The 25,141-nt window shown below is 49.3% G+C and carries 21 protein-coding genes; 12 read left to right on the top strand and 9 right to left on the bottom strand.

Translation table 11 applies throughout. The features are described from left to right. Complete coding sequence (locus GA520_RS23320; protein WP_163335822.1) at positions 1-1,461, bottom strand: diguanylate cyclase; 1,461 nt, start codon at positions 1,459-1,461, stop codon at positions 1-3. Between the two features lie 241 nt (positions 1,462-1,702). On the opposite strand from GA520_RS23320, the gene GA520_RS23325 reads away from it, so the two are divergent. Further along, a complete protein-coding gene (locus GA520_RS23325) occupies positions 1,703-2,992 on the top strand; it encodes a hypothetical protein (protein ID WP_163335823.1) in 1,290 nt (429 codons plus the stop codon). Next, positions 2,989-3,381, top strand: coding sequence for a rhodanese-related (seleno)protein (locus tag GA520_RS23330; RefSeq protein ID WP_263577238.1), 393 nt, complete (start codon positions 2,989-2,991; stop codon positions 3,379-3,381). Before GA520_RS23325 ends, GA520_RS23330 begins: the two co-directional genes overlap by 4 nt. Positions 3,382-3,435: 54 nt before the next feature. Here GA520_RS23330 and GA520_RS23335 read toward each other — a convergent pair whose 3' ends face one another. Both GA520_RS23335 and ilvC read right to left on the bottom strand, forming a co-directional pair. Beyond that, positions 3,436-3,753, bottom strand: a complete 318-nt coding sequence (locus tag GA520_RS23335; RefSeq protein ID WP_163335825.1) for a helix-hairpin-helix domain-containing protein — start codon at positions 3,751-3,753, stop codon at positions 3,436-3,438. A 341-nt stretch (positions 3,754-4,094) separates the two neighbouring features. Further along, the gene (gene ilvC / locus GA520_RS23340) at positions 4,095-5,567 is read right to left on the bottom strand and encodes a ketol-acid reductoisomerase (protein WP_163335826.1); all 1,473 of its coding nucleotides are present in this window, start codon (positions 5,565-5,567) and stop codon (positions 4,095-4,097) included. A 242-nt stretch (positions 5,568-5,809) separates the two neighbouring features. On the opposite strand from ilvC, the gene ilvY reads away from it, so the two are divergent. Both ilvY and surE read left to right on the top strand, forming a co-directional pair. Beyond that, entirely contained in the window at positions 5,810-6,691 is an 882-nt protein-coding gene (gene ilvY / locus GA520_RS23345; RefSeq protein ID WP_163335827.1) for an HTH-type transcriptional activator IlvY, read from the top strand. A gap of 34 nt (positions 6,692-6,725) precedes the next feature. Then, positions 6,726-7,475: a 5'/3'-nucleotidase SurE gene (gene surE, locus GA520_RS23350; protein ID WP_163335828.1), complete on the top strand. Its 750-nt coding sequence runs from the start codon at positions 6,726-6,728 to the stop codon at positions 7,473-7,475. A gap of 150 nt (positions 7,476-7,625) precedes the next feature. On the opposite strand, the gene GA520_RS23355 is transcribed toward surE, so the two are convergent. Further along, the gene (locus GA520_RS23355) at positions 7,626-7,814 is read right to left on the bottom strand and encodes a hypothetical protein (RefSeq protein WP_163335829.1); all 189 of its coding nucleotides are present in this window, start codon (positions 7,812-7,814) and stop codon (positions 7,626-7,628) included. Positions 7,815-7,966: 152 nt separating this feature from the next. On the opposite strand from GA520_RS23355, the gene trkA reads away from it, so the two are divergent. After that, positions 7,967-9,382, top strand: a complete 1,416-nt coding sequence (gene trkA, locus GA520_RS23360; protein WP_240910024.1) for a Trk system potassium transporter TrkA — start codon at positions 7,967-7,969, stop codon at positions 9,380-9,382. Here trkA and GA520_RS23365 read toward each other — a convergent pair. Continuing rightward, on the bottom strand, positions 9,372-12,065 hold the full coding sequence (locus tag GA520_RS23365; protein WP_163335830.1) for a cache domain-containing protein: 2,694 nt from the start codon (positions 12,063-12,065) through the stop codon (positions 9,372-9,374). The two genes, trkA and GA520_RS23365, sit on opposite strands and share 11 nt — an antisense overlap. Positions 12,066-12,377: 312 nt before the next feature. Here GA520_RS23365 and GA520_RS23370 point away from each other — a divergent pair, with 312 nt between their 5' ends. Further along, positions 12,378-13,436 (top strand): hypothetical protein, encoded by a 1,059-nt coding sequence (locus GA520_RS23370; protein WP_163335831.1) that lies wholly within the window; start codon positions 12,378-12,380, stop codon positions 13,434-13,436. Between the two features lie 105 nt (positions 13,437-13,541). On the opposite strand, the gene nhaA is transcribed toward GA520_RS23370, so the two are convergent. After that, entirely contained in the window at positions 13,542-14,915 is a 1,374-nt protein-coding gene (gene nhaA, locus GA520_RS23375) for a Na+/H+ antiporter NhaA (protein ID WP_163335832.1), read from the bottom strand. A 94-nt stretch (positions 14,916-15,009) separates the two neighbouring features. Beyond that, entirely contained in the window at positions 15,010-15,330 is a 321-nt protein-coding gene (locus tag GA520_RS23380) for a cupin (protein ID WP_163335833.1), read from the bottom strand. 209 nt (positions 15,331-15,539) lie between these two features. Here GA520_RS23380 and GA520_RS23385 point away from each other — a divergent pair, with 209 nt between their 5' ends. From GA520_RS23385 to GA520_RS23395, 3 genes are all read left to right on the top strand, one after another. Further along, on the top strand, positions 15,540-16,349 hold the full coding sequence (locus GA520_RS23385; protein ID WP_163335834.1) for a helix-turn-helix transcriptional regulator: 810 nt from the start codon (positions 15,540-15,542) through the stop codon (positions 16,347-16,349). An 83-nt stretch (positions 16,350-16,432) separates the two neighbouring features. After that, complete coding sequence (locus tag GA520_RS23390) at positions 16,433-17,044, top strand: LysE family translocator (protein WP_163335835.1); 612 nt, start codon at positions 16,433-16,435, stop codon at positions 17,042-17,044. 212 nt (positions 17,045-17,256) lie between these two features. Beyond that, complete coding sequence (locus tag GA520_RS23395; RefSeq protein WP_163335836.1) at positions 17,257-17,847, top strand: DUF2325 domain-containing protein; 591 nt, start codon at positions 17,257-17,259, stop codon at positions 17,845-17,847. A 103-nt stretch (positions 17,848-17,950) separates the two neighbouring features. Here GA520_RS23395 and phnX read toward each other — a convergent pair whose 3' ends face one another. Further along, entirely contained in the window at positions 17,951-18,787 is an 837-nt protein-coding gene (gene phnX / locus GA520_RS23400; RefSeq protein WP_163335837.1) for a phosphonoacetaldehyde hydrolase, read from the bottom strand. A gap of 263 nt (positions 18,788-19,050) precedes the next feature. Beyond that, positions 19,051-19,788: a GntR family transcriptional regulator gene (locus GA520_RS23405; protein ID WP_163335838.1), complete on the bottom strand. Its 738-nt coding sequence runs from the start codon at positions 19,786-19,788 to the stop codon at positions 19,051-19,053. Positions 19,789-20,205: 417 nt separating this feature from the next. Here GA520_RS23405 and GA520_RS23410 point away from each other — a divergent pair, with 417 nt between their 5' ends. Genes GA520_RS23410 through GA520_RS23420 form a run of 3 tightly spaced genes read left to right on the top strand, consistent with a single transcriptional unit; the run spans position 20,206 to position 25,105 of the window. Then, a complete protein-coding gene (locus GA520_RS23410) occupies positions 20,206-20,859 on the top strand; it encodes a TetR/AcrR family transcriptional regulator (RefSeq protein ID WP_163335839.1) in 654 nt (217 codons plus the stop codon). 26 nt (positions 20,860-20,885) lie between these two features. Next, complete coding sequence (locus GA520_RS23415; protein WP_163335840.1) at positions 20,886-22,007, top strand: efflux RND transporter periplasmic adaptor subunit; 1,122 nt, start codon at positions 20,886-20,888, stop codon at positions 22,005-22,007. Then, the gene (locus GA520_RS23420; protein WP_163335841.1) at positions 22,004-25,105 is read left to right on the top strand and encodes an efflux RND transporter permease subunit; all 3,102 of its coding nucleotides are present in this window, start codon (positions 22,004-22,006) and stop codon (positions 25,103-25,105) included. The genes GA520_RS23415 and GA520_RS23420 overlap by 4 nt, the downstream gene beginning before the upstream one ends. The last annotated feature ends 36 nt before the right edge of the window (positions 25,106-25,141 follow it).

Raw genomic sequence — 25,141 nt, forward strand, 5'->3', positions numbered from 1 at the left:
TTACCCTGCAACTGTGCAATTCCCCCCTCGCTCCTTACACTTGTAGAGGGCTTTATCCGCTCGCTGAAGCAGTGCATCCAACTCTTCCTGGCCCCTGAATTCAGCGAGACCGCATGATGCGGTCACCCGAAATCGCGGATCATTATCGCCTGCCTTCTCCGGCCAGTCAATATTCGCCACACAAGCGAGGATGCGTTCCGACATTTGAAATGCATCCTCAACTCCGGAGGCCACCAGGAGGGCAAATTCATCTCCACCCCAACGGGCAAAGGTGTCGGTCGGCCTTATCACTTCCTTAATCTCGGTAGCTATTGTTCTCAAGACACAATCCCCTTCCACGTGGCCCAGTACATCATTGACCTCCTTAAAGCCGTCCAGGTCAATAAGAAGAAGGCAAAAACACCTGCCGTCCCTTGAATGATGATACACCTCTCGCATAAACTGTTTTTCAAGCTTTCGCCTGTTGGCCAGACCGGTCAACTCATCTGTATCAATGAGTTCGTCGACTCTTCGCTGATAATAATTCAAGGTAGCCAGGGTCAGCAGAATTATAAATATCGTGGCACACAAACCGATACCTATTGAACGAAGAAAATTCATCCGAGCGGTTTTAAGCGATGCGGTTTCATTATGCTCAACAAAAAGATACCAATCCATCTTTTCAATGTAACGGACATTGAGCAAAATCCTGTCACCGTCAATTTCATATTCAGAGTTCTCATACCCGGCGGACCGTGACACGATATCCTCAGCGAACTCACCAAGCCCTTCCATCTCCGCAATCTTCATAGAATCAATCAAGGCCCTGTCCTCGTGCACCTGGATAACACCGTCGGCGTCCGCAAGATACACTTTACGATTGAACGTTTCCTGATAACTGCCCACCAGCCTGGAAAGACTCTCCACCTTTACCCCAACTCCCGTCACTCCCAGCAACCGCCCCTCATTATCAACCACCCGGTAATTTACAAATATCGTCAGGGTGTTATCAGCCGCCTCATCACTATCTACATCAAGGTCGTACTCCTTACCGGAAGCAAGAAATCGATAATACCAGACATCATGTTCATCAATGGGAGTGATCTGCTTGTGCAAACCTTTAAAATGATAATAGTTTGAGGTCAGGGAAGAGATGAAAAATGCTGAGAAAAAGTCATACTTTTCACTTATTTCCAGAAGGTACTTCTGTACCTTGGCAATATCCTGCTCGCCATCCATCACCCAGTCCTTGAGAAAAGTATCGAGAGCCATACTCGAGGCCACAAGGATCGGTCGCACCAGCTCTGCAGACAATTCTGAATAGATGTTGTCCATGGTCAGCGGCAGATCGGTCTGCAGGATTTCTTGATGCACCGCGTTCCTGGTAAGTCGGTAGTTAAGAACAGAGCTGCCGATAAAAGCTATGGCCAGAATAACTGCCAGGGCCACCAGCAATCTGCCGCGAGGATTTGTCTTTATCATCAATTATCTTTTAAAATGGAGTGAGAGTTCAGGGTGCGAACCACAATTTTCCAGTTTTTACAAGCATCCATAGCATGAAAATGAATGTCAAGGAATAAGAAGGCCATAAGATTGTTATAGTTGATAACTTGAAACTGTCACCATACCACTTATCCTATTTCACAGATCAGATATATTTTTGGGGAATAGTATGCAGTTGTCTCAACTCTCATAATCATACAACACCAAGACAGGGAGCGATATGACATTAAAGCAGAATATAATAATGACCGGCCTGGTACTTGGCTGGATGTTGTCTGCAGATGTCCTTGTCAAACTCGGCAACGGCATCGCCCAGAACAGGACCCTTTTTCTTTTGTCCATGGCCTTTTGTGCCCTGCTCACCGGCATAGCCGCCTCTGTTATCCACCACCCCCTGCTACGAAACAACGGAACCGGTGACAACGTTGGGGTGCTGGTTCAGGGGGCTGGCCGACTACCTGCCATGACCCTGACGCTTGCTTCCCGAACATTACTCATGCTCTTGTTGCCGACCGGATTACTGGTTTCTGCCGGCTTTGCCTTTAATGAGATATTCGTCTACTGGTTTCCCAATTTCGGTTTCAGTTTTATCCTGCTGGCCCTGATAGCCGGATTGCACCTGCTTGGTAAAAATGTTGCCAGGGCCGCACAGCCCCTGTTCATAGGAACAGCCGTTCTCTGCCTGGTAATCCTTACTCTTGCCGGCCTTTCGAGTTCTCCGGATCAGGCTCCTCTGTCGGTCGATACCGGTTTTCAATTTTCCGGAGCAGGACTCGTCGGCTGCCTGTTGCTTTTCCTGGGAGTTGATTACATCGCGCCCTCCGGCTACCAGAATTCCCGAGTCCCTGCTTTTGCAGGCTTGTTCCTTGCACTTCTGCTGTTCCTGTTCTGGTCCATGGTCTCACTCCAGCATGTACCTGCAGACCGCCTGCAGGATTCAACCATACCCCATCTTATTGCCGCACGTAACATACTCGGCCAGCCAGGTAGATTCCTGATGGGCACCCTCATCATCAGTTCCACCTGTGGGCTGGTCAATATGCTCTTCCATCTCACCAGCGAAGGTTTTGCAGCATTGGCGGGTCGCCGCCTGTTACCGGGCCATCCTCCCGGGAATTTGAGGCGCAGGATTTATATAGTTGTTTTTACCATTCTTATAGGCGGGCTGATGATGAGCGGTCTGGCAGGAGACGACAAACTGGAGGCCTTTATCCGGGCCGCCCTTTTGCTATGGCTCGTCCTTACCGGTCTCCAATGTTTTGCAGCCAGTCGTATCCTGAACGAAGTCCATAACAGTTCACCCGTCACAGGATTAATCACCAGTTTTATAATAGCAGTTGCCGCTGTTGTGATACTAGCAGCAGACCCCCAGAGGGAAACGATTCTAGCCCTGCTCGCCATCACCATTGGTGGTATCGGGTTGGTCTCTGCCTATTGGCTTACCAAGACACCGGTCGTTGAGATCGTTCCCATCCACAACCAAAAAAAACGTAATGGAGGTTCCACATGAGACGAATCACCGGATTATCATTAATACTATTCTTTCTGTTTACCGGCAGTGTATTTGCCAGTTCCGTCGGCCTGATAAGCAAGGAAGAACTCAAGGCGGAATTAGGTTCCGAAAATGTAATCGTTCTCGATGTAAGGGCTGGGAGGGATTGGAGTACAAGCGAGTTCAAGATCCCCGGCGCAATCCGGGCATCAGGGAATGAATTCTCCAACTGGGCGGACAGCTATGACAAGGACAAGAAGATCGTCCTTTACTGCGCCTGACCCAACGAAGCAACAAGTGCCAGTTTGGCACAAAAGCTCGTAGCCAAGGGATATACAAACGTACATGCCCTAAAAGGTGGCTGGCGGGATTGGCAACGCTCCAAATTCCCGGTTGAAGAGAAGTAAAAACATAAAAGCAACCAGAATTTCCAGCGAAATTCTGGTTGCTTGTCTCTCTTGCTAACTCTTTAGAAACGGTTTCATCTTCGCCAGTTTCTTTTCCCCTATTCCTTTCACCTTAACCAAATCATCGATCGAAGCAAATGAACCGTTGGCCTTCCTGTAGGCAACGATTGCTTCCGCTGTTTTCGGGCCGATACCGGGAATGGTACTGAGTAGTTTTACATCCGCATCGTTAATGTCGACTTTAACCGCTTGTTTTGCGACCGTTTCTGTTGCACTTGTCGCTGACTTCGCCGCATAACTGTCGACAGATAAAGATGGAATCGAGATAAAAAGGGAAAAAACGATTGCCAGGGTCAGGCAGATATTCTTCATGGAAAACTCCTTTTTGATACTTCATGGATTTAATAAGAATGTGATCTTCAATTACTGTTTTCCTGGCCATGAAAACATCACCCGCCCAGTGTAACGTTCAACACCACAAACGGATGTTCAACAGATGTCAGGTATCTCACCCGTTCATGCTGTTGATTATTCCGCACCTTATCCGTCCAGCCTTACATTTTCCCAACAATTACAACGCTCAAAAGCTCTATCCCTCCTCACCCGCCATGGCTGCAAACAAAAAAACCCCAGCAGAACCAAGTCCGCCGGGGTTTTTACAACAGGAATAAAAAAACTAAATATTTTTAAATGGATACCGATTCATATACACCTTAGACAATCGGTTTCATCGCTCCCATGTGCATACGCAGCTCTTCACCGACCGCTTCAACGGTTGTATACCGAATAGCCTCATTGACCCGGATAAGTTCGATATTATCCACACCGTTATCTGTGACCTCAAGACCCTTACCAATTACGTCCACATCGATTCCCTTCATAAAATCGGTGAGCATCGGTTTGGCTGCATTGGCAAAGAGGTAATTACCGTATTCTGCAGTATCGGAAATAACAACGTTCATCTCGTATAGCTTCTTACGAGCAATGGTATTCGCGATAAGGGGGGTCTCATGCAGTGACTCATAGTATGCAGACTCTTCCTTGATACCGGCAGAGACCATCACGTCAAAGGCCATCTCCACACCGGCTTTCACAAAAGCGATCATCAGGATGCCTTTATCGAAATATTCCTGCTCAGAAATCTCCTGGTCGCTGTTTTCAGCCTGCTCAAAAGCGGACTCCTGCGACTCTTTGCGCCAGCCCAACAGATCAGCATCATCATTGGCCCAGTCCGCCATCATGGTTGTGGAAAAATGACCGGACATGATATCGTCCATGTGTTTTTCAAAAAGAGGCAGCAATATCACTTTCAGCTCATCGGCCAGCTGGCAGGCCTTGATCTTGGCCGGATTGGACAGACGATCCAGCATATTGGTAATACCACCGTGCTTCAGCGCCTCGGTCACAACCTCCCAGCCATACTGGATAAACTTAGAAGCGTATCCACTGTCGATCCCTTTTTCGACCATTTTATCGAACATCAGCAGCGAACCAACCTGCAGGATACCGCACAGGATAGTCTGCTCACCCATCAGGTCAGACTTTACCTCAGCAATAAAAGAGGACTGGAGAACACCGGCGCGATCACCACCAGTGGCGCAACAATATGCCTTGGCCAGATCCCAGCCTTCGCCGTTTGGATCGTTTTCGCCATGTACGGCGATAAGGGTCGGGATACCAAATCCACGCTTATATTCTTCCCGCACCTCAGTACCGGGCCCTTTAGGAGCGACCATAATGACCGTTATGTCGTCCCGAATCTGCATTCCCTCCTCCACGATATTGAAACCGTGGGAATAGGAGAGGCAGGCCCCTTGTTTCATAAGCGGCATGACCGCAGAGACAACCCCGGTATGCTGCTTATCCGGGGTCAGGTTGATGACCAGATCTGCTGTAGGGATCTTTTCCTCGTAAGTCCCCACCTCAAACGCATTCTCGGAAGCATTCTTCCACGACTGCCTTTTATCGGTTATGGCACTTTCACGAAGTGCATATGCAACGTCCAGACCGCTGTCACGCAGATTGAGCCCCTGATTCAAGCCCTGGGCACCACAGCCGACAATGACAACTTTTTTACCTTTCAACGCTTCTACACCATCGAACTCTGACGGATCCATGAAACGGCATTGTGACAGCTCTTCCAGTTGCCTGCGCAGCGGCAACGTATTGAAATAATTCTCACCCATATCTATCTCCCTGATTTTTTGTTCTGTATCGGGTATAACTCCTCGCCTGTAAAGACATCTGGACCTGATATATTGAGAAAGACATGTTGCGTCAAGTGAATTATCCGTGATACAGTGTTGCCTGTTCCGCAACAAAATGGTTAAACTGATATATTCACATATTATTAAATGACATATCAGCATGTTACACGTTCCCACTGTTTTTCTTTCATTTTCTTATCAGCTTAATATTTCGCAAAAATATGAACATAAGGGAATTAAAACTGTTTCGTCATCTCACGGGAACCCTCCATTTTGGCAAAACCAGCCAGGCATGCAACATCACGCCCTCCGGTCTCACCCGTGCCATGCAAAGGCTGGAGAATGAGCTGGGCCACGAACTTTTCTATCGCAGCAGGAGATCGGTCAGCCTTACTCCTGCCGGAGAAATCTTCAAGGAATATGCTGAAGAGGCAATATTCAGCTGGTATCGGTTGCAGGACCGTTTACGGGGAGACAACACTCTGCAGGGCGAACTGACGGTCTACTGCTCGGTTACTGCCATACTCTCCATTTTGCCGGCATTACTCACAACATTCAGAACCTCGCACCCTGATGTCCAATTACACCTGGAGACAGGCGATGCCGCCATTGCACTCAACAAGTTGCACAGTTCTGAAGCGGATATCGCGGTGGCTGCCCTCCCGGACAACCTCCCTGCAGGACACGACTTTCTTGAGCTTGTCTCGACACCACTCATCTTCATCGGTCCAACCGGCGAAAACCACTCGATAGCCTACCGGAATGGAAACATTGACTGGCGACGCAGTCCGATTATTGTGCCGGAAAGGGGACTGAGCAGGGAGAGGGTAGACCGTTGGTTTCTTGATAAAAACATAAGCCCGAATATCTATTCCCAGGTGGCAGGAAACGAGGCGATTATCGCCATGGTCGGAATGGGGTGCGGCATCGGCGTTGTCCCCAAGCTGGTCCTCGACCAGAGTTTATTGCAAGATCAGGTAACCATTTTACAGGTTCAACCGGAATTGAAACCTTTTGCCGTCGGTATCTGTACACTCGAGAAGAATAGGCAGAACCCCGTGGTGGAAACATTCTGGGATACAGCAGTAACAAAATTTCATTAATAATGGAACAGAAGCAGTTCCCTGGAGAAATAATATGCGTACAATTGTGATCACCAACGATGACGGTATTCACAGCCCGGGCCTTGAAGCACTGGCAGAAAGTGTTCGGGATCTTGGCAGAACCATCGTAGTCGCTCCGGACAGGGACAACTCTGCAGTCTCCCATGCCCTCACCATGACCAGGCCGCTGCGTCTCAACAGGATAGATGAGGATATCTACACCGTGGACGGCACTCCAACGGACTGCGTGATACTGGCCCTGGGCCAGATTCTTGGTGCCAAACCGGATCTGCTGCTCTCCGGCATCAACACCGGTCCCAACCTGGGTGACGACATTTCCTACTCCGGCACCGTCTCCGCTGCCATGGAAGGAACCATGTACGGTGTTCCGTCCATGGCCGTTTCCGTTGCAGGTGATGCGCCACTTGATTATACCGCGGCCCAGACCCTCTCGTGTCAACTTGCAGTAACAATCATGGAAAACGAATTACCCCACAAGACCCTTATCAACCTCAACGTCCCATCAGGACAGGATTGCAAGGGGATAAAAGTGACCAGACAGGGTCAGAGGCTATGGGAAAATGCGATCAAGGAAACAAGCGACCCATGGGGGAGGCCCCGTTATTGGATAGGCGGAGGGACTCCGGTAAGGGATGAGAGGAGGGATACGGATGTCAAGGCGATCCATGATGGATATGCCTCGGTCACCCCGATTCATCTCGACCTTACCAATCACGCATCTATACAGTGCCTGAAAGAGAAGTGGCGCCTGGAGGAAAAATAGAAGGAGACCTGTTGCGGCCAACTCATTGGTTCAGGGCACTCAGGCAAAGGATATCGGCCCCACACCTCAAGATACCTATTGAGCAACCATCAATTACAAAAAATTGTGACTAATGTGAAACGCCAATTACAGATCCGTAATTAACGCCATTTATGCATAAATATCTATTCGTCCTTGCTTGTCCGCCTCCAGCCGCTCCACAGGACGGGGTGTCGCCGCCTCGTTCCTCTGCTGGGCTTCCTCTGATTTTTCAAGAGTTTTCAGGAGAATATCCTGACCGACACTGGCCTTGTTCAGGGATGTTTCCCTTGCGGCCATATTACCGATACTCATGTCCATAATTACCTCCTCAATTAAATGATTCAAAGATACTCTCACTTAAAGCTTGCAATCATTGTACCAATTTGCCCGTATTGACAACAGGCTACCTATCCTGTATGAAAACCGAATATCGTTTCCCTGCATGTCATAAAATATGACGAGGACAGCACATGGCCATCATTAACAAAAAAAAGAAGTCATCTCCTGAACGGATCCTCATACTGGGGTTGGGCGGCGTCGGCTACTATCTTGCCAAGAGGCTTGCCCATGAAGAGTATGCCATCACCATAATCGAACCTGATGCCAAAGTGCTCTCCAGAGCGGATGGCCAGATCGACGCCAAACTGGTCAAGGGAAGCGCCATGGATATCAGCCGCTGGCAGGAAGCTGTCGCCGGGAAGGTAGAGTACCTGATCGCAGTTACGGACAACGATGCCATGAACATGCTGGCTTCGATTATCGGCGACCGTTTAGGTATCCAGAAGAAGATCATACGGGTACGCAGCCGTGATTTTGGCCATGAGGAGTCTGTTCTCTCCTCCGACGACCTGAAAATTGACCTGCTGATCAACCCGGAAGATCTTGCCGCAGAAGAGATTGTCCGGCTGATAAAACTGAACGCGGGGAACGAGATCATCGATATCGCCGGCGGTGATCTCAAGCTGCTGGCGACAGAGATCGGCCCCGGCTCCCCCTTTGCCGACAAGGCATTAAAAGATATTGCCCGGGAGTTCAACGAGTTCCCTTTCCGCGTAGTCGCCGTTGCCCGTGGCATCTCCACTGCCATCCCGGGGGGCAGTTACACCCTGCAACCCCACGACCAGGTATTTATCATGGCTGCCGACAGGGATCTGTCACAGCTCATGGAGCTTTGCCAGGTCATACATCGCCGCCAGCAAAAGGTAATGATTCTTGGAGGGGGCAGGGTCGGCCTGCGAGTTGCCGAACTCCTGGAGAAAGAGGTAAAAGTAACCATCGTTGAAAACGATGAGGCCCGGGCCGAACTGCTTACCACCCAGCTCGCCCATACCGAGGTCCTTTGCGGGGACGGCTCCGACGGCGATGTGCTTAACGCTGCAGGGCTGTTCAATATTGACACCTTCATTGCCACCACCGGTGAGAACGAAACCAACATCATGAGCTGCCTGCTGGTAAAAAACCTCATGCTCAGGCAGCAGGAAAACGATCAGACAGCGGACGTCCGGACCATCTCGCTGGTTACCAAGGAAGATTACCTGGTGCTTGCCGCTACGACCGGTTCCAACATTGTCCTGAACAAGAAGGTGATGGCTGGCAATGAAATCCTTAAATTCATTCGTCGCAATGAGCTCTTCTCTGTGGCCCACCTATACGGATTCGATGCAGAAGTGGTCGAGCTTGTGGCAAATCCCAAGTCCGCAATAACCAGGAGACCGCTCTCCAAACTTGACCCGTACTACCATGACAAGCTCATCATCGGCAGTGTCTACCGCAACAACAGCTGGACCATTGCCGTGGGAGACACCCACATCCAGAAAAATGAAAGGGTGATAGTTGTCTGCCCTTCCCAATATTTAAAAGATGTGAGAAAACTCTTTACGAGATAGCCTTGCCTGGCTGCAGATTGAGTACTTCCGCCAGGACTTCGCTCAGTTCTGCCATGTTAAATGGTTTTCGGACAAAACCTTTCAACCCTTTCTCTCTCAACCCGCCAAGATCCGCATCACGCGTAAAACCGGAAGAGATAACCACCCGAACATCAGGGTTGACCTCCTGCAGTTTGTAAAAACAACTTGTGCCATCCATAACCGGCATAACCATATCAAGCAACACTACGTCCACCTCTCGCTTATGCCGCTGGTATACTTTTACCCCTTCCAGGCCGTGTTCCGCTTCAAGCACCCTGTAACCGATCTTCTCCAGCATCAGCCGGGCAGTGATTCTGACAACAGGTTCATCATCGACAATCAGGATACAGCCGGTTCCGGGTACCAGTTTCTGCTCTTTGGCCGATACTGCTGTTTCTCCCTCTGCGAGAGGCAGTAACATGCTGAACTCCGTTCCCTCATTCAGCTCGCTGTAAACAGAAACTGCACCATGGTGTTGTTGCATTGCTCCATACACCGCAGCCAGGCCGAGCCCGGTCCCCTTGTCCTGGTCTCTTGTGGTAAAAAAAGGCTCGAATATCCGCTTGAGGTTATCATTGCTGATGCCACAACCGGTATCACGAATGAGGACCTGCAAAAATCTGCCCGGCTGTAGAGCAAAAGGTGACATTTCACAATAGACAGAATCAAGAACAACTGTTGAGGTAGTAAAATTCAGCTCTCCTCCTCCGTTTTCCATGGCATGCCCTGCATTGATGCCGATATTAAGAAGGCTATTCTGAAGCTGGGTCCACTCCCCCATGACCGTTACTGTCTCTGCCAGAAGCCTTTTTTGTATGGAGATCTTTTTATCAAGGCTTCTCTCCAATATCTCCACTGTACTCTCAATAATCTCATGCATATCAACGGGCCCAAAATCCATTCCGGCCTTCCTGGAGAATGCCAGGAGTTTCTGGATCAACTCCCCGGCACGGCCAGAGGCCTCTGTAATGATCCTGACCAGTTTCTGCTCCTCGGGTCCGACCTTGATGCTGAGCAGTTCCGCTGAGCCAATGATGCCCGAGAGCATATTGTTGAAATCATGGGCAACCCCGCCTGCCAACTGTCCAACCGCATCCATCTTCTGGCTCTGCCGGAGTCGTTGTTCCATCTCCACTCGATCGGTCACTTCATCCATGCGCAGGACGGCCCCTTCATAGCCGGAAACCACCAGGGGATAGACGGTCAGCTCGGAGTACACCGTTGCTCCACGTTCATCAATCCTGGTCAGGGGGAACACCTTCACCTCATTGGCTACCAGGTTTTCTTCCAGCGCTTCCCGATAGGGATCCAGCCAATCGCAAAGATCGTACAGCAAAGTCCCCTTCGCCTCATCCCGTGCAAACCCTGTAACCTTCTCGGCCTGGCGGTTCCACTCCGTCACCACAAAACTTGGATCAACCCCGATGATCACTGACGGCATCGAATTGATAATTGAATCAAGAAAATGCCGGGCCCCCTCCTTGGCCTCTTCCGACTCAGCCAGTTCACGATTTTTTTCTTCCAGATCCTGCACCGAGTGGTTCAGCTCCTGGGTCATACGGGCAAAGGCGCTGCCAAGAACATCTATCTCACTGATGTTCTTCTCTTTCCAGTGAAAAGGCTCCTTTCGTGCATAAAAACTGTTAATACCTTCTTCCATCCTGTACAGGGGAAACGAAATATCCCTACTCACACGAAAGATAATGGCCGCCAGGGCACAACCGGCAACCAGCACCAGAAAAATTGTCAACTCACGAAAATATTTAATCGGCTCATATATTTCACTCACATAACCCGTGGCAATCAGGTACCAGTTGTATCCTTCAAGCTTCTGGCCAAACGCATATTTGAGTCGTTCTTTTTTTTCGGATGGATTTTTCCACTTATAGGTAATGTATTTCCCGGCCCCCTCTATCAGTAAATCAACAACATTCCGGCCTTCGCTGTTTATCAGGTTTTTCTCGTCTAAATGCTCCAGTTCCGGATGGATAAGCACCTCACCTTCATCACTGAAAACAATAAAATACCCACTTTTATTAATTTGTATCGGCTGGATAAGGTTGCGAAGGTCATCAATGTTAACGAGCTTAAGAAACTCGTCACGATAGGAAGATGCGCCAATTATCCAGTTCCAGGGTGGAAATTCACGAACATAGGCAGCCTTTTTTCGAAATGTATCATCATTCGGGTTCTTCCAATCATACTCGGTATAGCCATTTCGGGTCTCCGCCCAGGCCTGGCATCCTTCTGTTATGGTGCAGTCCTCCCCAGCCAGGAATGGGTGAAGGTCGAGATAGATGTTGTCACTCTGCTCCTTCACCGCCGCCATATAACCGCTCATACCGATGAGCTGATGGTTGAAATATTCCTGTATCTTGTCAACCGCTTTTTCCTTGCTCTGTGTTCCTGCCAGAACCGCATAATACTGCCTCTCCACATAGTTCAGATTCTTATCGGTTATCCCACGAAGATAATTGGAAATGGCAGAATCGAGCAACGCAACCGTCGAGCGGTATACATTCTCTTCTATCTTTACAAGCTCTAAGTTTGCGTTTTCACCTAGTTTACTTCGAACCACATGATAATTAAGCAGGAAGATGGCAATAAGGGTTACAAGGATAAAGGGGGCAAGGTAAAGGGTTATTTTAGTGCGTATTTTCATTAAAAACCTTTCCCCCTCAAAGCGACAATGGACCTCAACATTCTGAGAAAAATACAATATTCAGAGTAACAGGGGTAAATGACCAACAGGTGCCCCCCTCCCTCTCGGGGCTCAACAGCAGAATTTCGACCAAGTCACAACACCTATCACTAAAAATCATTGTAGGTTAAACAGTACGATTTTTCAAAATAAGCCGGGAAATAATTAAAAACTCTTTCATATGATTTTGTTTAAGTCGGGATTGAATGATACAGTATTCTGAAGCATTCTGTATATATTATGTGTTTCTCACACCTTCAGACGGAGATCAGCATGCATTCCTCTATCAAACGACTCGTCCTGTTACTCGCCTTTACGGTAATGATTTTTTTAACTCCCCCGCAAAGCAGAGCCACCACCTTTACAGACCCGATTTTCGGTTGGCAGCTTCACCTCCCGGGGGAGTGGAACATTGAAGTTCAAAAGGAGGACACAGGATCCATTTCCGGCAAACCCGGCAGAGGCTGGAGTCTGCAGAAAAATCCCATGACATACGTGGCCTTCCAGGTTGAGGAGCATGACATCAGGAACTCCATTATTTTTGAGGAATTCAGGGAAAAAAATTTTGAGGCCATCTCGGCCTCTATGCTCTACACTGCCCAGAAGGCTGGGGCTCAAAGGACATCCAAGAGGGAACAGGTTGTTATCGACGGCCAGGTATTCGATTCATTACTATGGGTTCTGCAGGCTCCAAATCGTCCTGCCTTGAAATCAATGACCCTTGTCGCCCCCATGGCCGACAAGGCTGTGACCATCGGAATTTCCTGTACCGATGACATCTGCCAAGAACTCTTTGATGCCATTGATGCTTCACGATTCAGCAACCCTGATGGGAAAGGACCGGTTATCCCAGCTCCCCCAGCCCTGCCACCACCATCAATGGTAAGTATACCGGTCTGGGATTTTACCATTCCAATTGGCTGGAAGAGAGTCGCCCCGGAATCGCCGGAAGAAAAACTTACCATCACCGACGACCAGGAAAATAACCTGAGCTATGTATTAATAGAAGATGAAGGCCAGGAACTGACATCAATGACCATACTGGATCTCAAGAACGAGCTGTTCAAGGATACGGTGACCCAGTTTAGAGAGATAGCAAATGAGAATGAAGTACTCTTTAACAGCGGCGAAGACATAATCACCCTCGGTAAACAGCCATTCCAGAACATCACCATCAACCTGCTCGATCCGAACTCAAAAAAACCGGTCATGACCGCCGTCCAGTATATTGCAATCGTTCATGGCAGACTGGCCATGATCATGTTCACCTGCATGGACGAGAAGTGTTACAACGATTTGCGGCAGGCGGTTGAGGCTTCCTCTTTTCGCTAACCCGCATATCTCATAGGCATTGTGTAAATTCATTATTTAATTATATTTTACAGCTTTTAGAAGCAATATCCATATATGAATGAATTTACACAATGCTCACCTAAGTCAGCGGGATACCGCAGTACGTAACAGGACATAGCCGGCTATGCCACCGAAGATGGAACCGGCGATAATGCCGATCTTGGCGTATTCCTGAAAGACCGGCTGGTCGAAAGAAAGTGCTGCAATAAAGAGGGACATGGTAAAACCGATGCCCCCCAGAAAGCCGGCACCGGTTATCATCGACCAGCTGACTCCATCAATCAGATCCACCCGCATGATTTTGGTGGCAAGCCAGGTAAACAGAACTATTCCGACAGGCTTACCAAGCCCGAGCCCAACGGCAACACCAATGGTCACCGGATGCAGCAGTGCCACCTGAAGGTCGAGGTCACCAAGCACCACCCCGCCGTTTGCCAGAGCGAAAAGCGGCAAGACAAGATAGGCAATCCAGGGCTCCATGCCGTGCTCCATCCTTTGCAGAGGAGTTTCCAGCTTCAGACACGCCTGGTGAATGCCGTGTACCGCATCAAGATGTTTCCTGTTTTCCATGATTGTATAACCACACGCCTCCCCCTTACAGCGGATGTCCTCCAACCGCTCACGGACCAGTCGCATGAAAACATCCGTATTGAATTTACCTTTAGCAGGGATAAACATCGCCACAATAACCCCGGTGATAGTGGCATGCAGACCGGAATGGGCGATCAAAACCCAGAGAAGAAGACCGACCGCCACATACGCCAGCGGAGTACGCACCCAGAACCTGTTTAACAGAAAGAGGAGCAGACAAACGGCTGAGGCCCCGGCCAGATAGGTGAGATGAATCTGCGGGGTATAAAAAAGGGCGATAACCATGATTGCCCCCAGATCATCGGCAATAGCAAAGGCGGTGAGGAATATCCGGATTCCAAAAGGAACGCGTTTACCCAGGGTGGAGAGCACAGCCAGGGAAAAAGCGATATCGGTCGCCATGGGTATCCCCCACCCGGAAGTTCCCTCCCCTCCGCTGGTAAACAACCAGTACACAATGGCAGGAACAACCATACCACCAACAGCCGCCGCCACCGGCAATATCGCCTTACGTATATCCGACAGCCCCCCGACCAGCATCTCCCTCTTGATTTCCAACCCGACTGTAAAAAAGAAAAAGGTCATCAAGGCATCATTGACCCAATGAGCAAGAGAATGAGAAAAAACCGCAGAACCGATATGAATTGCAAACTCCTGGTGCCAGAAATGTAAATAACCTTGCGGACTCACATTCGACCAGATAAAAGCAACACAAGCCGCAGCAAAAAGGAGAAAACCTCCGTTTGAAATAGTATTGAAAAAGCTTTGAAAAGCAGAGGTCGTTATAAGCTTTGCAACAAACGGCTCGGGGCTCACCTGATTCTGTGGCGGTCCATCCTTATACATCGGAATCCGGGTTTTCTCCATGTATCAATCCTTCTCTTTTTTTGTTTATTCCTGATCCGCCTCTATACGGAATGTCTACAATCATATAAGGTTCTTCACTCCCCGGTTCCTCTTCTCAGATAGGAGGGGCGATGGTGACGATAATCCTCATTTTTGTAACAGCCTTCACCCCGTGTGGCTCACGTATCTCCGAGATGAGGATATCACCTTCCCTGGCGGGTATTTTTGCCTCTTCCTCCCCCAAGAAGTAACCTTCCCCTTCCAACACCTGTATAGACAATTCGCCATCAAGGTCGTGCGAGTGAACTGGAAATGTAACCCCGGAATCGAGATTAAAGTTAATTATCTTAAAATACTCTGAATTATCAACCAGTAAAAACCGTTTCATCGCCCCTGGTGTAAATTCTGCAGTTTCATCAAGCTTTACAACCTTCATAAGAACCTCTCAGGTATTATTACCATATTGGATTTCCGACGCCGCCTTCTGCCCCGGTTGTTTCACGTTAATTCAGGTTTCCTGTCCCGTAAAGTTTATGGGTCAATTTTCCGGTTATAACTCATCGCTGCAGGAACCGATCATTGCTTCTTTTAGCTGCCCAAAGTATTGTTTCAGTATCAGTGGTATGGTTTTTAAATAACAGGAAAATGAAAAAAGAAAACTTTTTTAAGAGTGACGATCTACCATTTGCAGAAGCCCGGTATTCGGCAGGGAGTACTGCCCCCTTCAAGTCTCATATGCACAGGACCTTCTCCATCGGCGGAATCGATACAGGTGAGGTGCTGTACACTGTTGAAAAACGCCAAGCCTCTTTAAAGCCCGGTTCGCTCGCGGTAATCAATCCTGAGACCCTGCACTCCTGCAACCCGGTCACCAAAGAAGGGCGCAGCTACTTCATGCTCTATCTTGACATCAACTGGTGTGCCCGAGTGCAACAATCTTTGTGGGACAATGACCTGTTTATCCCGGCGGATGCGATACGGATTGACGATTGGCAATTGTTTCATACCTACTGTCGGACCATGGAAAAAATTATGGCTCCTCAGGTCTATCTTCAGGAAAAGGAACAAATGTTGTTTGAACTGGCCAGTGAAGTCTTTACCATCGCTTGTAATCCTGGAGCACCGCTATGCAAAAGTGCTGAAGATACAGAGCTATTACGCGACCTCTTACAAAAAGACCTGCAGAAGGACCTGCCGCTCAACTCCCTGGCACAAAAACTTGGGGCCAACCCCTATACGCTTCTTCGCAGTTTCAAAAACGCCACCGGAATCACCCCTCATGCCTATCGCATGAATTGCCGAATCGACCATGCTAAAGAACTATTGAGACAAGGGAAAGACATTACCGAAACGGCCTTTTTGACTGGTTTTTTCGACCAGAGTCATCTCCATCGTCACTTCAAGGCGATAACAGCCACCACTCCCCGAATGTACCGACTGAATTTTGTAAAGTGAAAGGAGGTGTCAATTATGTACAATAACCAGATACACTTTGTGTCTATCATTCTCCCTATTCAGACCAAACAAAGGAGAATGATATGGAATTTCTACTCATCGCGTCCGCCCATTTTCTGGCCCTTCTGAGCCCCGGGCCAGATTTTTTCCTGCTTATACAGGCAGCGTTGCGATTGCCACTCCGTTACGGATTCGCAATATCCGGGGGCATAGCAACTGCCAATGGGCTGTACCTTCTTTTCGCCGTGACCGGTATTGAAGTGATAAAAGAGTTCGGACTGCTGATGGCATTTTTACGATACGCCGGGGCAGCTTACCTTGTTTTTATAGGTATCATACTCCTTCGCGCCCCAAAACAATCACTGGAAAACATTACCGGTAATAATCATCTCCGGACACACCATATGGGCCGCCAGTTTATGCTGGGATTCGGTTCAGCCATTCTCAATCCCAAAAACGCCATATTCTATCTCTCACTCTTTACCGTTATGGTTGCTGAGACTACTGGATTTTTAACCCGCTGTTTCTATGCCTTATGGATGGTAAGTATTGTTTTTTTCTGGGATTGTGGGGTGGTACTTTTCATAGGGCGTCCGGCGATCCGCGCCCGGTTGGGAGGTGCTATTTTCTATATTGAAAAACTCTCGGGTTGCGTCCTGGCCTGCTTTGGGCTCATCCTTCCTTTCACTTCCTGAGGTGACAGGCGCATATAAAGCGCAAAAGCTCTTTTTACCGGCATGAGTTCATATCCCGCACACCATACATCTCTCCCAATCAGAGTTAGGAGCCTCTAAAAAACATACTCCATAAACTTGACTGCCTGGACCATGGTCATTATATAAATGTTAGACCATCTTGATAATGTTGGATTTCCTTACAACACGATTTCTTACCGGAGTCAGATAAAATGAGAGAACATAGACCAATAAAAGAGAGTGACAACAACTGTCGGCAGCAGGTTGAACAACTCAATCAGGAACTGATCAACCTGCGGAATCAACTCAGCGAAGCAGAAGAGATTATAGACTATGCGGACCAACTCAATCGAGATCTTGAAAGGCAATGTACCGACCTCCAAAATAAGAACGCATCCCAAAAGACAGAGATAAAACGGCTCCAGCAGGCTCTCTTTGCCTCAGCTGGAAGCGATTGCGATACCTGCGAAGATAAGAATACACAGAACTGTCCCGGCCCCGATCTCTGCGGCAAGAAAATCCTTTATGTAGGGGGAATGCACAAACTTGTTCAGCATTATAGAAAGATGATAGAACAGGCGGGCGGCTCTTTTATGCACCATGATGGCGGCAAAGAAATAGCCAAGTCACGGTTACCCAATATGATTGGAAAAGCAGATGCCGTACTATGTCCCGTAGATTGCGTAAGCCATGACGCCTGCCTCAGTGTCAAACGCCATTGCAAACAGAGCAACAAACCCTATTTCATGATGCGCGGCTCCGGCCTCTCTTCCTTGGCCAAGAGCCTGGAAAAGATCAGCTGAGCTTTCCTTCCGGGTCAGACCTTAGGTCTGACCCGTTCCTTTTTATAGATCTGCTACCGAATAAAGACAAAAGTTTCCGGTGCAGGCTGAATTCGGGAAAACCTCAGGGCCTTGCTCCTGCAGACAATGCTGCCTCTACCGAATCGATTACTGACGGTAGGTCTGCCATAGTATCGATAACGTAATGGGCTCCGACGGCGGCCAGACTGTTTCTCGCCTTTTGCAACCGACTCATATACTCTTCTTCCGGAAGTGTTTTTATCTCTGCTTCGGTCACCCCCATCTGATTCCCGGTCGCCGCCACCCCCACCGACCAGACCCCGGCGTTGAGTGCCGACTCAATATCAATCGGGGTGTCCCCCACATTAACCACTGCCTCTGGCGGATAGATGCCCAGTGCCTCCATTACCCGAAAAATCATCCAGGGTTCGGGTCTGCCTGCCGGCACGTCGGAAGCACAGATGGTAAAATCAGGTGCATATCCCTGTGACGCAGCTTTCTTCACCACGATATCCGCTGCCTCGGTAAAATAGCCAGTACTGGCTCCGATTTTGATGTTTCGCTTTCGCAGCTCGGCTACCGCTTCTATTACCTCCGGTAGAAGATTACTTTTAGCCTCAATGCTTGCCAGGAGCAGGGCGGCAAACTCATCATACATTGTATCGATGTCCTGCTCACGAACAGCCCTCCCGTGTACTTCCTGCCATAAACGAGCCACCTCGTCCATGGCCGCAACAGTCTTGATATGTTCACGTTTTTCCATGCCCATCGGAATACGTGCCGCCCCCATGCTTACATTTACGCCCTTCGCCTTGAATCCGGCGACAAAAGCGGCAATTGGGGCCTGACAACCATAATCCACCATGGTTCCCGCCCAATCGAATACCACCAGACGAACCTTGCCCCTGTAAGTTCTGTTATATGTAAACTCCATTCTCATTGCTCACTCCTTAAGTATCCTGACTCTTTTTCGACAATGGTGATAAACAGTGCACTCAAATATTGACATATTGGTATATACCAATATGCCACAATTGGAAGATAGACGATACGACTGCCCAATGCAAGGCAGGATCAGGGGAGATTACGTTAATCTTTCGTTACGGACATCTTGCCCAAAACGGTCTGTACCTGAAGGAGCTTTGGCAATAATGGGATAAACAGGAATGATATACAAATACCAAGGTCAATGTCGACAGCGAGTCACCCCTCACCCCCAAGAGAGGTATCAAGAAGAAATTTGAAGCGATCGCCCCGGTAGAGATCCTTTGCGTATTCAACCGGCCGCATATCCTGGTCAAATCCGACTCTTCGTTCGAGCAGCAATGGCGCTCCGACTGCAATTTTTAGCAGTTCTGCTTCATACTCTGAAGCAGCTACCGCCTCAAGGGATTGTTGTGCTCGTACAATTTCAATACCAAAATGTGTGCGCAGGGCTTCATAAGCGGACCTGTCATTGAGGTTCACCTCATCAAGACCTGGAAAATAACTCACAGGGAAATAGAACTTCTCGACCATAATCGGTTGCCTGTTCAGACTCCGGATCCGATGAAAATAATGAAGCTCACTCGAAACAGGAATATTCAGCCGTTTGGCAATAGAGACCTTGGCCTCCCTTCGCTCGAGTAAGACGACTTCTGCACCGGTAGTATATCCCGATTTTTCCATACCTTGGGTAAATGGATTCAATCGAGTTGCCGAGCGTTCAATTTTGGGCTCCGCGACATAGTTACCAGAGCCCCGTCTCCTCTCGATGAGACCCTCCGCTTCCAAAAGCTGCAAAGCCTGGCGTAGGGTGACCCTGGTCACCCCGAGTGTCCTGCTGAGTTCCCTTTCGGCGGTTAAACGCTCACCTGCCTCAAGCTCTCCAGCCTCAATCCGGTCCGCCAGCCCTTCTGCTATCTGCACATAGAGCGGCAATTGTCTGTTGGAAGTTCGCATGAGGGTAAATTATCAGATTATTTAAAGGCTGCAAGATTCTTCTCCACAAGAAATGGGGATCACGCGACCTTTCCCACTACCTCAATATACATTCATCAAGATGAGACACCTGCAATTGAAAATGAAGACAAACAATATTGACATTAACGGTCGTTCGACCTACTTAGTAGTTCATGCGACACAACAGCTATTCCTGCCCTCCCTCCCCCTTTCTTCACATATACAGGAATAGCCCGCAGGATATGGGAGAGCTTACCGCTCTCCCATATCATTTTATCAAACCTGTTCAGGATTGTGACTCCAATACATACGCATGAATGAGAATATCCACCCAAAAATCCCCTTGACCTGATAGGTCATTCGACCTATTATTGCGGTCAGTCAGTTGACATGATCCTAATACATGGGGAATAGATTTTGAAAAATACACCTAAAACCAAAGATTTACTTATCGAAAGCGCGGGCGAACTGTTTGCAGATAGCGGATTTGAAGCGGTTTCCACCCGGATGATCGCGGATAAAGCGGGCGTAAAACTCAGCGCCATCCACTATCATTTCGGGACCAAAGAGAATCTATACAGCGAAGCGTGTATAACCTCCCTCCAACGCTCCGAGACAATATCGTTTGCCGTCATCCTGAATGAAAATCCGGGCCTCATGGCAACCCCAGCCGGACAAGCCGAGATAATCAGGACCCAGGTCTTTCGCAGTTTTCACCATTTTCACAGGGCCGGACGCCCTGAATGGGAAACAAAAATCATATTGCGGGAAATCGTTAACCCGACCACAGCCATGGAACGTTTGGTTGAAGAGAGTTTCAAACCCGATGTGGAAAGCTCCATGAACTTCTACCAGCAAATAAATCCCGGGGCCACCGATGAAGAAGCCGCCGCCTGGTCAGACCTCCTTTACGGGCCGCTCATATTTTACAAGGTTGCACACCAAGCGATTCAGATGACCCGCCCCAACCTACCTCTTGACGACGCGTTCTTCCAGACCACTGCCACCAAACTCGCCCGGGCAATGATACTTGAGGCAGGTCTCCCCCTTCCGGCCGATCTGCAGGAATAATCTTCAGAACCATAATGGAGCATAGAATGAAAGTACGACGATATGTACTCATAGGAACCGTTATTGCCTGCTGTACAGGAAGTTTCGGCTGGTACACCTCCGTCTCAGGAAAAATCAATGCAGAGGGACCGGCACCAATAGCTTTATCATCCCAACGACCGATCCCAACCACTCTCGCAGATGAATATTCCTTACGAAAAACCAGGCTGTTTCCCGGCACGGTTCAAGCTAAACGAAGTGCCAATATTGGTTTTTCCGTGGACGGCCTACTGGTCGAACTGAATGGAAGGGAAGGTCTGCCGGTAAAAAAAGGGGATGTCCTCGCCCGCATTGACCAACGTGATTTCAAGAACAGTTTCGACGCAGCAAAAGCAAACTATCTGCGGGCTGAAGCGGATTTCAAACGAACCGAAACCCTGCAAAAACGAAGCGTAATTTCCCAGTCGGAGTACGACACCTCAAAAACCGCCTACGAAGTCGCACTCGCCGAGATGAATATCAGGAAAAAAGGTTTGGACGATACGGTTATCACTGCACCCTACGATGCCGTCATTTCCAAGCGGTTTGCTGAAAACAATGAGCATATCAAGAAACAGGCATCCATCCTGGCGATCCAGGATATTTCCGAGATAGAGGTCGTGATCCAAATTCCGGAGAGGCTGATGGCTCACGGTGCTATCGAAGATTTCATTGATATCTGGGTCAACTTCGATGCCGATACACGACGCTGGTTTCCCGGGCAAATCAAGGAGTACAGTGTCCAGACAGATCCGGTCACCCGAACCTATGATGTAGCTGTGAGGCTGGAACGTCCAACAGATCTTAAGATCTATCCAGGCATGACAGCAACGGTACGAACCTCCCTGCAAACAAAGATCACAGGTGAGCCTCACGGTATCATGGCCATCATTCCCGCAGAAGCTGTTTTTACCGGCCCGGATGGAGCAAGTTACACCTGGATCATCCCTGAAGAAGGTGGAAAACCTCTCAAGCAAAGGATTACTATCGGGGAATTATCACAGCAGGGTATTACCGTTGTTAAAGGACTTGAGCCAGGAACCCGTATTGCCACCGCCGGGGTACACACCCTCACGGAAAACATGAGTGTCAGGCCGATGAAAAAAGGTGCGGAGGGGCTGGACGGATGAATTTTGTAACATATTGTCTGCAGAACCGCATCGTCACCATGGTGTTGATCGTCATGATCACCATCGGCGGACTGCTCTCATACGAGCGGCTAGGCCGGCTGGAAGACCCTGAATTCACCATCAAGGAAGCGGTGATATTCACCCAATATCCCGGGGCCACCGCAGAGGAAGTCGAACAGGAGATCACTGAACCCCTCGAGACAGCGGTCCAACAGCTTAAGCAACTTCATGAAGTCCGCTCTATCTCCCGTGACGGCTTGTCCATCATCTTCGCAGAGATGAAGGATCTCTACAACAAGGATACCCTGCCCCAGGTGTGGGACGAATTGCGTCGGAAGATCGGCGAGGCCACACCCTCCCTGCCCCCCGGATCCATTGCCCCCATCATCAATGACGATTTTGGTGATGTGTACGGTATCTTCCTGGCGCTAACCGGAGATGGCTATTCCCAGCGCGAGCTCCAGAAAACTGCCGAGGATTTACGACGGGAACTCCTGCTCTGCGAAGATGTCGGGCGTATCGATTTCTGGGGTTTTCAGCAGGAAGTCGTTTATGTCGAGTTCGACCGGACCAAGCTCTCCCGACTCGGGCTGCCGATAACAGCAATACTCAACACCATCAGCCAGCAGAACTCGGTCACTGAAACAGGCAGGGTAAAAGTCGGCTCGGAACATGTCCGGCTGCGGGTTACCGGCGATTACATGTCCATCGACGATATGGGGGAACAGCTCATCCAGGGTCCGTCAGGGACAAACATGATTCGTCTAAAGGATGTCGCCACCATCAGTAAGGGTTATATCGATCCACCCCAGCAAATACTTCAGCGAAACGGGGTACAGGCCGTAGGAATCGGTATTTCTACCGTTTCCGGCGGTAACGTGGTGACCATGGGGGAATCCGTAAAAGAACGTTTGGCAGAGCTGGACCCACGTTTGCCTGTAGGTATCGAGCTTCACACTATCTCTTTCCAGGCTGATACTGTACGTACTGCCGTAGACGGTTTTGTTATCAATCTGCTTGAGGCTGTAGCCATCGTCATCCTGCTGCTGGTATTGTTTATGGGGCTGCGGGAAGGGGTGATCATAGGTATCGTCCTGCTCATCACCATCCTGGCGACCTTTATCTGCATGAAGGTACTGGGCGTCAACCTGCAACGCATCTCACTCGGTGCCCTCATTATCGCCCTGGGGATGCTGGTCGACAACGCCATCGTCGTGACAGAAGGCTATATCATCAAGACTCGCCGGGGCCAGTCACCAAACCAGGCAGCCCACGAGGCAGTGAGAGAAACCCAGTGGCCGCTGCTCGGTGCAACTGTGATCGCCATTCTCGCTTTTGCGGCGATCTCGCTCTCCAAGGACGTGACAGGTGAATTCCTCGGTAGTCTTTTCAAAGTGATAGCTCTTTCGTTAGGGCTAAGCTGGGTTATTGCCGTCACGATAGTACCGTACCTCTGTGTTGTTTTTCTTTCAGGACAGAAAGGGGAAGCTGGGCAGGATCCATACGACAACTTCTTTTTCCTGGGCTACCGTGTTTTTCTCTCAGGCTGCATCCGGTTTCGCTGGCTGACACTGCTGGTTGTAATAGGCATGCTGGGCGGGGCCATCTATGGCTTTGGCTTTGTCAAACAGAACTTTTTTCCCGGTTCCACCCGCCCCCAGTTCCTGGTCAACCTCACGTTTCCGGAAGGAACCCATATAGACCACACCAACAGGCAACTTTCAGTTACGGCACAAGAGATCGGTAAACTGGAAGGCGTCACCGACATAACAACCTTTGCTGGTGGTGGTGCCCTCCGGTTCATCCTCACCTACAACCCGGAAATGCCTAATAGCGGCTACGGTCAACTTCTTGTCACTGTTAAAGATTACAGAGACATAGATACCATTATTCCCAAAGTAAGGGCCTATCTCGCAGGGTACCAACCCGGAGCCGTTACCAAGGTGGAAAAATTCAAGCTTGGTCCGGGCGGGAAGGCTGTCGAAGCACGGTTTAGTGGTCCGGATACTGTTGTTCTCCGGGAACTTGCCGACCAGGCCAAACGAATCATGTGGGAACATAAGAATACTGACTCAGTTAATACCGACTGGGGAGAAAAGGTGAAAGTTGCCTCAGTCTCCATGGCCGGAACCCGATCACGTGAAATAGGTGTGTTCAGACCGGAGATCGCCCAGTCCATCGGCACCACCTTTTCAGGTTCGGTCGCCGGACTGTATCGCGAAGGTGAGGATTTACTGCCCATAATCATCCGCCCACCTCAAGAACAGCGCGTATCAATTGATAATCTGAACAATATAATGGTCTGGAGCAGTGCGGCAGGTACTTCTATCCCCCTGGAACAGGTGGCAGACGGTGTCTCAACCACCTGGGAAGATCCGGTCATACGACGACTCAACCGTCAACGCACCATTACTGTAGCATGTGAGCATCTCACCGGTACAGCCAACGCTCTCTTCAACGAATTGAGAGGCCCCATCGAGTCTATTGAGCTGCCAACCGGCTATCATCTTGAGTGGGGTGGAGAGTATGAAAACTCCACTGATGCGAACAGGAAACTGATGGCCAAGGTACCCCTGGCCTTCTCCATCATGTTTTTGATTTCGGTTATGCTGTTCAACACCTTGCGTCACCCTGTCATCATCTTTTTAGGACTGCCGCTGGCCCTTATCGGTGTAGCGGCAGGGTTACTGATCTTCGATATGCCCTTTGGATTTATGGCCCTTCTCGGTTTCTTAAGTCTCTCAGGGATGTTGATGAAAAACGAAATCGTGCTGCTCGACCAGATAAATATTGAGTTGCGAAAGGGTAAACGTCCATATGTGGCAGTGATCGACTCTGCGGTCAGTCGTGTACGCCCGGTTGCCATGGCCGCCTTTACCACAGTATTGGGTATGATCCCGCTCCTCTGGGATGCCTTCTTCAATGCCATGGCCGTTACTATCATGGGTGGGCTCACCTTTGCCACACTTCTCACATTAATCGTGGTGCCGGTACTTTACTGCACGTTTTACCGTATCCATGAAGATACTCCGGCAAAGGTAGTAGACGAAAAGCAGATACCCAATGAACAGGAGGTTACACACCCCATTCCTGTTTAATTAATCCTCAAATGGGGTCAGACCTAAGGTCTGACC

The sequence above is a fragment of the Desulfopila sp. IMCC35008 genome (assembly GCF_010646885.2).
In the GTDB taxonomy this organism is placed as follows: Bacteria; Desulfobacterota; Desulfobulbia; order Desulfobulbales; family Desulfocapsaceae; genus Desulfopila.